Origin of the sequence: Micromonospora sp. BL1, from assembly GCF_003667485.1 — a bacterium.
GTDB lineage: Bacteria > Actinomycetota > Actinomycetes > Mycobacteriales > Micromonosporaceae > Micromonospora > Micromonospora tulbaghiae.
In genome coordinates, this window is the sequence record NZ_RCVK01000267.1 from 17,031 (window position 1) to 27,789 (window position 10,759).

The window sequence follows — 10,759 nt, forward strand, 5'->3', positions numbered from 1 at the left end:
CGTCAGCCGCCCACGTGGATGCCGGGGCGGCGGGTCGGGTCCGGCTCGGACTTGCGGATGATCTCCCGCACCACCGGCGGGGTGTCGCCCCGGCCGAGGATGAGGTAGCGCAGCAGGTGCGCGATCGGGTTGCCCTCCGACCACTCGAAGTGGCAGTGCGGGCGGACACCCGTCGCGTCGCGCAGCGCCAGCAGGATCGCGGCTATCGCGTTCGGCGCGGCCGGGCTGCTGGCGCGCAGGATCCGGTATCCGCCGGACTCCACCCCGTGCACCCGCAGCACCTGGCTGAACTGGGAGGGGTCGCTCACGTCGATCTCCAGGAACAGCACGTCGGCGGCGCCCGGCACCGGATTCATCGACCGTTGCGCCCGTTCCTTGACCCGGTACTCCTTGACCGACCCGCGCTGCCGCTTGTTGGCGATCAGGTGCAGCCGCCCGTCCCGGGCGACCGACTCGTCGACGAAGCGGCGGGCCGCCTCGTCGAACTCGATCCGCTCGGCGCGCAGCTCGGTGGTCCGGGTGACCCGGGAGATCAGCGACACCGCGACGATCCCGGCGATGAAGAACCCGGAGATGGTGATGCCGTCCGGCTTCTCCACCACGTTCTCCACCAGCGCGTACAGCAGCACGGCGGTGAGCAGCGCGAAGCCGGCCGCGGCGGCGCGGCTGCGGCCGCGCACCGCCGCGATGGTCACCGCTATCGCGCCGGAGACCATCATCGCGAGGATGCCCGTGGCGTACGCGCCGGCCTGGGCGTTCACGTCGGCGGAGAAGGCGATCGTGATCGCGATGCTGATGGCGGTGTAGACCAGCACCACCGGGCGCACCGCCCTCCCCCACTCCGGCGCCATGCCGTACGACGGCAGGTAGCGCGGCACGATGTTGATCAGACCGGCCATCGCCGACGCGCCGGCGAACCAGAGGATGAGCACGCTGCTGATGTCGTAGACGGTGCCGAACGCCTCGCCGAGGTGCTCGTGGGCGAGGAACGCCAGCGCCCGGCCGTTGGCCGGCCCGCCGGGGTCGAACGCCTCGGGCGGGATCAGCACGGTGGTCACGAACGTGGTGGCGATCAGGTAGACCGACATGATCAGCGCGGCGGCGGTGAGCAGCCGGCGGGTGTTGCGGATCCGGGCGTCCAGCCGCCGTTGCGCGTCCTCGCCCTCGCCGCGCACCAGCGGCATCATGCTCACCCCGGTCTCGAACCCGGACAGGCCGAGCACCAGCAGCGGGAACGCCAGCACGCTCGTGGCCACGACGTCGCCGGGCCCGCCGGTGTCGGCCAGCCGGCCGGTCCAGTCGCCGAGCAGGCCCGGGTCGGCGACGACCTCGGCCACCCCGGCGACCACCACCACCGCGTTCAACGCCAGGAACACCGCCACCAGCGGGATGGCGACCTGCACGGCCTCGCTGAACCCGAGCAGGAACACGCCGCCGAGCACGAGCAGCAGCGCCACGGTGACCAGCACCGCCGCGGTGCCGCCGTGCGGGAACGACGCGGGCAGCACCGGGTTCTCCAGCAGGTGCACGCTGGCGTCGGCGGCGGAGAGCGTGATCGTGATGATCCACGAGGTGGCGACGAAGCCGAGCAGCACCAGCACGAAGACCTTGCCGCGCCAGAACGGCAACAGCCGCTCCAGCATCGCCACCGAGCCCTGCCCGTGCGGGCTCTCCCGGGCCACCCGGCGGTACATCGGCAGCATCCCGAACAGGGTGAGCGCCACGATCAGCAGCGTGGCCAGCGGGCTGAGCGCGCCGGCCGCCACGGCGGCGATGCCGGGCAGGTATGACAGCGTGGAGAAGTAGTCGACGCCGGTCAGGCACATCACCTGCCACCACGGGTGGGACCGGGTCTGGTGCTCGCGGACCTCCGGGCCGACCGGCTCGACCCGGTGCGCGAACAACCACCGGTGCAGCCGGCCCGCCGGCGGCGCCGGCCGCGTCGGGGCCGCCACCCGTTCGGGCAGCTCCGGCACGGTACGGCCGGACCGCTCGGCGTGGTCGCCGTGCCGCCCGGCCCGGGCCGCCGCGGCCGCGTGCGCCTCCCGGCGCCGCTCCCGCGTACGCCTGGGCTGCTCCGCGTCCCCCGCCTGCCCCATCTGCTCCCCTTCGTCCCTATGAAGACGGTAGGGGTTGTCCCGGCCGCGACCCGGCCGAACCGGTCAAAGATCCGGTCCGCGGGCCACCGCGTCGCGCACCGCCGCCGGGTCGGCCACTGTCACGGTGACCGCCGGGTGCCGCAGCCACGGGCCGGGGGCCAGCCCCGGCACCGGCTCGGCGAAGCGCAGGCAGACGCCCCCGGCCACGCTCGCGCCGAAGGTCACCCCGCCGTCGGCCGCCGACAGGTGCGGGCCGATCGCCCGCCACCAGCGGTACGGCCCGCTCAGCTCGGCCCCGGTCACGTTGTCCGGCGTGGTGCGCAGCAGCCACGGACCGAACCGGACGACGAGCGCGTCCGGACCCCAGTCCAGCCAGGCCGTGGCGGGCCGTACGCCGAGCAGCGCCAGCGGCAGCCGGAACGCCGGGTCGAAGCGGAACGGGAAGCGGCGGACCGGGCCCGGCGGGAGCGCCCCGGGGCCGGCCGGTTCGTGTCGCGGCACGGCGACGACGTACCCGGTGCGGCGGGCGCGACACCCGCGGGCGGCGTTCCCGCGTCCCGCGCCCGGAGCGCGGGACGCGGGAACCCCCCGTCCCGGCTACTGCAGGAACGCCCCGAGGGGTGACAGCAGCAGCCGGCCGAGCAGCGCGGCGTTGTCGTCCAGCCGCGTCCGCTCACACTCGCGGGCGTCCGGGTCGTGCCGGCAGCGCCAGATCTTCTGCGCGTTGCGCCAGGCCACGTTCCGGGTGTACTCCACCAGTTCGCCCTGGTACCAGTCGTCGATGTCGCCGTTGACCATGTCGATCATGAGTTGCCAGTTGTCCAGGTAGCCGCGGCGCAGCTCCGGGATCCGCTCGGCGAAGATCTTGTTGATCTCCAGGTAGTCGCGGTGCTGGTCGCTGCCGTCGATCGGCTCGGACTCCAGGCTGTCGAACGTGGTCACCAGCGCGAACGGCAGGTCGTAGTTGATGTGCGCGTTGACGCCCGCGGCGGCCGACGGCAGCGGCCGGGCGTCCGGGCCGCGCATCCGCTTGAACAGGCACGACCACGCCTTCGGGGTGCTCGGGCTGGAGTCGGTCCAGAACCGCAGCGCCTCGAAGTAGCGGGCCGCGAACTCCACGTCCAGCCGGGCCAGGAACGCCGGGTCGCAGAACCGGTCGTCGTACAGGCCGTCGAGCACGGTGCTGGTGATGACCAGGTAGAGCTTGTTGAAGTCGGCGAGCGGGCAGCTCTCCTCCAGCGGCGGCAGCCGGACCAGCAGATCCTGCAGCTTGGTCAGATGGTCCACGACCGCCGGCACGTCGGCGGGGTGGTCGGCCAGCAACCCGACGATGTCCTGGTGCACAGGCCCCCAGACCGGTTCGGTCATCTCTCCTCCACAACGGCCGGCGCCCCCACGACGCCACCACCGGCGTTCCGCGGGACAGCCTGCCAGCCGCCGTCCACACCGCGGATCCGTCGAACGACGTATTGCCGGCGTACGCCTACTCCGCGCCGTTGCGCAGGAAGATGGCGCTGGCCTGCACGCGCGTGCGGACCTGGAGCTTGTCGAAGATGTGCGAGACGTGGACGCCGATGGTCCGCTCGCTGATGAACAGCCGCTGGCCGATCTCCCGGTTGGTCAGCCCCTCCGCGACCGCGGCGAGCACCTCCCGCTCCCGCGCGGTGAGCGTCGCCAGCTCGTCCACCGCCGGCCCGGCGGGCGCCGCCGCCCGCTGCCGGGGCTCCGGTGCGGCGTCCAGGGTCACCCGGGCCCGCGAGGCGATGGTACGGATCTCCGCGGTCAGCGGCACCGCGCCGAGCGACTGGGCCATCGCGTACGCCCGGTGCAGCAGCTTGCCCGCGGTGGCCACCCGGCTGCGGCGGGCCAGCAGCGCCTCGGCCTGCCGCAACCGCGAGTACGCGGCCGGGTAGGGGTGGTTGCGCCGGTCCCACTCGAGCGCGGAGCGCTCCCACAGCGCCGGGTCGCCGCGGCCGTCGTCGAGCCGGCTCAGCTCGGCGTCGCAGAGCGCAAGGAACCCCTCGGCGACGTACCGCACCGGCGCGCCCGCCTTGGCGCTCTTGCCGGTCACCCGGTCGACCACCTCGCGCAGCCGGCGTACCGCGTTCGGGTCCACCTCGATCGTGCGGCTGGCCGCCGCCTCGGCCTCCGCCCGCAGCCCGTGCCAGGCCAGCGTGGCCAGCACGATCACGTCGTCGGAGCGGCTCTCGGTCAGGCCCCGCTGCACCGCCTGCCGGGCCAGGTCGTGCCGGCCCTGCCACATGGCCAGGCCGGCGCGCAGGATGAGCATCGGCAGCACGTGCCGGGCACCGCCACCGGCCAGCACGGTCGCTACCGCCTCCAGGTCGCGGTCGGACGCCTCGACGTCGCCGTACCCGACGGAGAGCCGGCACCGGGCCAGCAGCAGCTCGACCGCGTCGGCCCCGGACGGACGGTGCCGCAACGCGGCCGCGACGACCTTCTCCGCCTCGGCCCACTGACCCACCCGGAACAGCCCGTTCGTCGCCACCGCCAGCAGCCGGGTCTCCCAGGTGCGGCCGAGCCCCAGCTCGGCGACCCGGTCGGCGCCCCGGCGGGCCACCACCACACCCTCCTCGAGGATGTTCAGCGGCCCGGTGAGCAGCTCGGCCAGGTGCAGGTACGCGCAGGCCACGTCCTCCGGCCGGCCGGACCGCTCGGCGGTGTCCAACGCCTGGCGCATCACCGCCAGCCCGGCGGCCGGATCCTCCAGGAACGCCTCGCTGAACCCGAGCGCGGCGCTGGCCATCACCACCTCGGAGGTGGTGCCGGGAACGTCGGCGGCGAGCGCCAGGGCCTCCCGGGCCTGGTCGCCGGCCTCGGCGTAGCGGCCCAGGTGCAGCAGCAGCTCGGCCAGCCGGGCGGCGGCGGTGCACCGCTCCTGCGGCGTGCAGTCGGGCGAGTCCAGCACCCGCCGGTACTCCTGCTCCGCCGGGGCCGACCGGCCGGCCGCGGCCAGGTAGCGGGCCCGGCGGATGTGCAGCGCGCAGACCGGCGGGCCGGACGGGTCGTCGGCCAGCTCCTCCAGCAGCGTGAGGGCGCGGGCGTGCTCACCGCTGTGGTGCGCGGCCTCGGCGGCGTGGCTGAGCAGCTCGGCCCGGTCCACCTCGACCGGCTCGGGCCGCGCCCCGTCGGGCAGGACGGCGGCCGGTTCGGTGGCCAGGGTCAGCGCCGCGGACCAGTGGCGGTGCGCCTCGGCGTACCCGTGCAGCCGTTCCGCCTCGCGGGCGGCGGCCATCGCGGCGGGCAGCGCCCGGGCCGGCTCGCCCGCGTGCCGCCAGTGGTGGGCCAGCCGGGCCTGGTGCAGCTCGGCCGGTACGGCGGTGAGCGCCTCGGCGTAGCGGCGGTGCAGCGCGGCCCGCTCGGCGGGCAGCAGCTCGTGGGCCAGGACCTCGGCGACCAGCCGGTGCCGCAGCCGGTAGCCGTCGTCGGCGCCGACCAGAAGGCGGTGCGCGACCGCCTCGCGGACCGCGTCGAGCAGCTCCTCCTCGGGCAGCCGCACCACCTGGGCCAGCAGCCAGTGCTCGACCGGCTCGACGCCCACCGCCACCGCGTGCACCACGGCGTGCGCCGGCTGAGGCAGCGCGTCGACCCGGTCGAGGAACACCTCGCGCAGCGTGTCGGAGAGGCCGTCGCGGCCGTCGCGCCGGTCGCGGGCCAGTTCCTCCACCACGAACGGGTTGCCGCCGCTGCGCTGCCAGAGCTGGTCGGCGGCGTCCGGCGGCAGCGGCGCGCCGACCACGGCGGTGGCCAGTTCGTCGGTGGCGGACCGGTCCAGCGGCATCAGGTCGATCACCCGCACCGAGCGCAGCCGGCGCAGCTCGGTGAGCACCCGGCGCAGCGGGTGCGCGCCGCGCAGCGACTCGGCCCGGATCGCGGCCAGCACGGAGAGCTGAAGGTCGCCGAGGCCGGCCAGCAGGTAGAGCAGGAGCTGCCGGGTGCTGCGGTCGACCCACTGCAGATCGTCGAGGACGAGCACCAGCGGCCGTCCACCGGCCACCACGTGCAGGCCCTGGGCGACGCGTTCCAGCAGCGCGCCGGCGCCGTCCGGGCCGGGGGTCTCCTCGTCGAAGACCTGCAACACGCCGCGGATCGCCGACGTGGTGCGCGCCTGCGCCTGCTCGGCGTCGAGCCGGCGCAGCGCCTGCCGTACCGGGTGCAGCGGCGAGGCGTCTCCGATGTCGAGGCACGTGCCGGTGAGCACCAGGGCGCCGGCCTGCCGCAGCTGCTCGCCGACCTCGGTCAGCAGGCGGGTCTTGCCCACCCCGCTCTCTCCGGTGAGGAACACCGCGCCGGTCTGCCCGGGCCGCAGGTCGTCGTAGAGCGCCGACCGCAGCGTCGCCATGGTCCCGGTACGGCCGACGAGAGGTGCCGTGTCCACGTCGCTGGCCATGGGACGCAGCCTAGTCACAGGTCCCCGCACCGTTCTACGGCCTCGGGGCCGGACCGGTACCTCTCGCGTCGACTACACGACTAATGGTTGCGGGTGCCCGACATACGTCGTCCTACAGATCCCCCGAGAACCCGGTGGTGAAAGTCTGCTGAGGTCGTCGGGCACCACGAACGGGAAAGGGTGGGTGCGATGTTGATCACCACGCCCGCAGGGAGTCGGAAAGCCGTCATCGCGGCGTGCCGACCGGTGCCCGAGGAACGACGTACCGTGACCGTCCTCTTCGTCGACATCGTCGGCTCGACCCGGCTGGTCGAGCGGCTCGACCCGGAGGACGTCCGCGCGTTGCAGCGCGCCTACTTCGGCACCGTCGCCTCGGTGCTGCGCCGCTGGCGGGGCGTGGTGGAGAAGTACGTCGGCGACGCGGTCATGGCGCTGTTCGGCGCGTCCGGTTCGGACGGTCTCGACGCGTACCGGGCGGTGCGGGCCGGGCTGGACATCCAGGCCGCGCTGGAGCGGCGGCGGCCGGGCGGCGTCCGGCTGCGCGTGCGGGTCGGGGTGGCGACCGGCGAGGTGCTGCTCGACCTGGCCGGGGTCCGCGACGGCGGCCACGGCGCGGCCAGCGGCGCGGTGATCACCACGGCGGCCCGCCTTCAGGAACACGCGCCGCCGGGCGGGGTCGTGGTCTGCCCGGAGACCCGCAGCGCGGTGGCCGGGCTGGTCGAACAGCGTCCACTCGCCACCCTGACGCTCGCCGGCAAGGCGCTCCCGCTGGACGTGTGGCGGGTGACCGGGGCGGCCGGAAGCAGGCCGGCCCGGCACCGCGTCCCGCTCGTGGGCCGCCGCCGCGAACTGGCCGGCGCGGCCGACGAGGTGACCCGGGCGCTGCGCGAGCGGCGTCCCCGGTGGATCTCACTGGTCGGCCCCCCGGGCAGCGGCCGCAGCCGGCTGCTGCACGAGGTGACCCGGGCGGTGTCGCACGTGGACGGCGTGCCGGTGCGCCGCCGGGTGACGGCCTGCCCGCCGTACCCGTGCGGGGAGCTGGCCCCGCTGGCCGACCTGGTCCGTCCCCGGCCGGACGGGACTGTCGCCGACGGGCTGGGCGGCGTGCTCGCCGCGTTCCTCGCCGCGCCGGACGACGACACGGTGGCGGCCCGCGCCGTGGTCGCCTGCCGCGAGGCGCTGCTCGGCCTGGCCGCCGACGCGCCGGTGGTGGTCGCGGTGGACGACCTGGACCGGGCCGCCCCGGCGCTGCGCCGGTTCCTGCACCAGCTCCACGTGGCGGCGGCCGAGCGGGAACTGCCGCTGGCGGTGGTCACCACGTGCGGCTCCGGCTCGGCCGACCCGTTGCCCGCACCGGCGCGGCGGATCCCGGTGGAGCCGCTGGGCCCGCTGGACACCGGGCGGCTGCTGCGGCACCTGCTCGACCGCGCCGGGCGGCCGGCCGCGCTCGCCGCGCGGCTGCTTCCGCTGGCCGGCGGCAGTCCGGCGGTCGCGACCGCGTACGCGTCGGCGGATCCGGCTGGCGAGCCGGGTGGCGTACCCGCCGTCGCGCGCCGCCTGGTGGACGCCCGGCTGGACCGGCTCGACGGTACGCACCGTGCGGTCCTGCTGGCCGGTGCCGCCCGGGGCGGCCCGGTCGTGGCCGCCGTGGTGGAGGCGATGCTCGGCTGGCCCGCCGGCCGGGCCGAGCCGGTGCTGCGGGCGCTGGCCGCGGCGGGGCTGGTACGCCCGGTCACGGCCGGCGGCTGGGCGATCGACGCGCTGGTGGCGCGGGTGGCCGCGCTGCGGCTGTCCCGTGCGGTACGCGCGGACTTCGCCCGCCGACTGCGCGCCGCGAAGGACACCGCTGCCGGCCGCGTGCCGGGAGCGGGAACCGGCGTCCCGTCCCGGGGCGCCGGCGAGCGGGAGGTCTGCCCGCTCGGGGCGGGACGGTCGCGCCGGTCGGGTGGAGGGGCCCGACCGGCGCCCGTCCCGCCGGACCGGCTCGATCGCTCCGACGCGCTCCACCCGCAGCCGGGGCAGCCGGACCAGGCCGGCGCGCTCCGGGCGGTGCCCGGGCAGCCGGTGCGTGCCGGACCGGCTGCCGCCGCGACACGGATCATCCCGGGTGTCACGGTGTGGCCCGGGCAGCGGACCGGGCCGTCGTCCACAGTCGCGGCGTGGCCCGGGCAGCGGACCGGGCCGTCACCTGTGGTCACGGCATGGCGGGAACGGCGGACCGGTCCGCCCGGGCGGGTGGGCCGGAACCGGCGAAGAACCGAGCCCGGAGGGCACGCGCTCGGGCTGGCGGCATGACGTCCGGGTCGGAGCGGGCACGGGGCCACTCCGGCCCGGGACGTCATCCGACAGCGCGTGTCGGCGGGCCGGGTCGGCTGGTCGCGCTTGTCGGCGAGCCCGGCTGGCCGGTCGCGCGTCTCAGCGGGCCGGCGCGGCGGCCTGCGGGCCCGTCGGCTGGTCGCGGGCGATGGTGCGGCTGCGGCCGCGGAACTCGGCCACCACCTCGTCGCCCCGCCGCACCGTCACGTCGTAGATGCCGCTGCGGCCGTGCCGGACCCGCTCGGTGGCGTACGCCTCCAGCAGGTCGCCCTCGCGTACCGGGCGCAGGAAGCTGATCTCGCCGCCGGCCGCCACGGTGGCCGGACCGTGGCTGTTGCAGGCCAGCGCGAACGCGGTGTCGGCGAGCAGGAACACGAAGCCGCCGTGCCCGATCGCGTGCCCGTTGAGCATCGCCGCGGTGACCCGCATCCGGGCCACCGCCGCACCGTCGCCGGCCGAGACGAGTTCGATGCCGAGCCCCTTGGACGCCACGTCGGCGTCGAACATGTCGTGCGCCGCGGTGCGGCCGCCGTCACCGGCCATGTCAGGACTCCCGCCGCTGGTCGACGATGCGGCGCATCTTGCCCATCGAGCGTTCCACCCCGTCCGGCTCGATCACCCGTACCGCCACGGACACCCCGATCGTGTTCTTGACCTGCTCGACCAGCGTCGCGCCGGCCCGCTCGGCCTCGTCCGCGGCGGCACCCGCGCGCCGCTCCACGTGGACGGTGAGCGTGTCGAGCCGGCCCCGCCGGCCGAGCACGCACTGGAAGTGCGGCGACAGGGCGGGGGTACGCAGGATCAGCTCCTCGATCTGGGTCGGGAAGACGTTCACCCCCCGGACGATCATCATGTCGTCGGTACGCCCGGTGATCTTCTCGATCCGCCGCATCGGGCGGGCGGTGCCGGGCAGCAGCCGGGTCAGGTCGCGGGTGCGGTAGCGGACCACCGGCATGGCCTCCTTGGTCAGCGAGGTCAGCACCAGCTCGCCCCGCTCCCCGTCGGGCAGCACCTCCCCGGTGACCGGGTCGATGATCTCCGGATAGAAGTGGTCCTCCCAGAGGTGCAGGCCGTCCTTGGTCTCCACGCACTCGACCGCGACACCCGGCCCCATCACCTCGGACAGGCCGTAGATGTCCAGCGCGTGCATGTCCAGGCGCTGCTCCAACTCGCGGCGCATGTCCTCGGTCCACGGCTCGGCGCCGAAGATCCCCACCCGCAGCGAGGTGGCGCGCGGGTCGACGCCCTGACGTTCCATCTCGTCGACGATGGCCAGCATGTAGCTGGGCGTCACCATGACGACCTCCGGTTCGAGGTCGCGGATCAGCATCACCTGGCGCTCGGTCATGCCGCCGGAGACCGGGACGACCGTGCAGCCCAGCTCCTCCGCGCCGTAGTGGGCGCCGAGGCCGCCGGTGAACAGCCCGTAGCCGTACGCGACGTGCACCCGGTCGCCGCGGCGGCCCCCGGCGGCCCGGATCGAGCGGGCCATCAGCTTCGCCCAGGTGTCCAGGTCGGCGCGGGTGTAGCCGACCACAGTGGGACGGCCGGTGGTGCCGGAGGAGGCGTGCAGCCGGGCGACCCGCTCGCGGGGCACCGCGAACATGCCGAACGGGTAGTTCTCCCGCAGTTCCGCCTTGGTGGTGAACGGGAAGCGGGCCAGGCCGGCCAATTCACGCAGGTCGTCCGGGTGCGCGCCGGCGTCGTCGAACGCGCGCCGGTAGTGGGGCACGTTGTCGTACGCGTGCCGCAGCGAGTGCCGCAGCCGGTCCAGTTGCAGCGCGCGCAGCTCGTCGACGCCGATCCGCTCGACGGGATCCAGCTCGTCGCGACGGGGCGTGCGCTCCTCCACGGTGACCTCCTGGCACGAGGGGCCCCGGACGCCGCCGCGCCGGGCGCTTCCGCCCACCGTACGCCCGCCCCTCTCTCCTCC

7 protein-coding genes are annotated in these 10,759 nt (G+C 75.4%); 1 reads left to right on the top strand and 6 read right to left on the bottom strand.

All coding sequences use genetic code 11. The annotated features are described in order from the left end of the window. Positions 1 to 2: 2 nt before the first annotated feature. From EAD96_RS19100 to EAD96_RS19115, 4 genes are all read right to left on the bottom strand, one after another. Positions 3 to 2,099 carry an amino acid transporter gene (locus EAD96_RS19100; protein WP_121685268.1) on the bottom strand — a complete coding sequence of 699 codons (2,097 nt, stop codon included), beginning with the start codon at positions 2,097 to 2,099 and terminating at the stop codon, positions 3 to 5. A 63-nt stretch (positions 2,100 to 2,162) separates the two neighbouring features. Next, complete coding sequence (locus EAD96_RS19105) at positions 2,163 to 2,600, bottom strand: hypothetical protein (RefSeq protein WP_121685269.1); 438 nt, start codon at positions 2,598 to 2,600, stop codon at positions 2,163 to 2,165. 96 nt (positions 2,601 to 2,696) lie between these two features. Then, on the bottom strand, positions 2,697 to 3,467 hold the full coding sequence (locus EAD96_RS19110) for a DUF5995 family protein (RefSeq protein WP_013286663.1): 771 nt from the start codon (positions 3,465 to 3,467) through the stop codon (positions 2,697 to 2,699). A 115-nt stretch (positions 3,468 to 3,582) separates the two neighbouring features. Beyond that, positions 3,583 to 6,510, bottom strand: coding sequence for a helix-turn-helix transcriptional regulator (locus tag EAD96_RS19115; protein WP_121685270.1), 2,928 nt, complete (start codon positions 6,508 to 6,510; stop codon positions 3,583 to 3,585). Between the two features lie 189 nt (positions 6,511 to 6,699). Between EAD96_RS19115 and EAD96_RS19120 the strand changes: the two genes are divergently transcribed. Further along, on the top strand, positions 6,700 to 8,805 hold the full coding sequence (locus tag EAD96_RS19120) for an adenylate/guanylate cyclase domain-containing protein (RefSeq protein ID WP_121685271.1): 2,106 nt from the start codon (positions 6,700 to 6,702) through the stop codon (positions 8,803 to 8,805). Positions 8,806 to 8,925: 120 nt separating this feature from the next. Here EAD96_RS19120 and paaI read toward each other — a convergent pair whose 3' ends face one another. Together paaI and paaK are read right to left on the bottom strand one after the other, a co-directional pair. After that, complete coding sequence (gene paaI / locus EAD96_RS19125) at positions 8,926 to 9,369, bottom strand: hydroxyphenylacetyl-CoA thioesterase PaaI (RefSeq protein WP_121685272.1); 444 nt, start codon at positions 9,367 to 9,369, stop codon at positions 8,926 to 8,928. A 1-nt stretch (position 9,370) separates the two neighbouring features. Further along, the coding region (gene paaK / locus EAD96_RS19130) for a phenylacetate--CoA ligase PaaK (RefSeq protein ID WP_368666033.1) at positions 9,371 to 10,759 on the bottom strand (1,389 nt) is incomplete at its 5' end.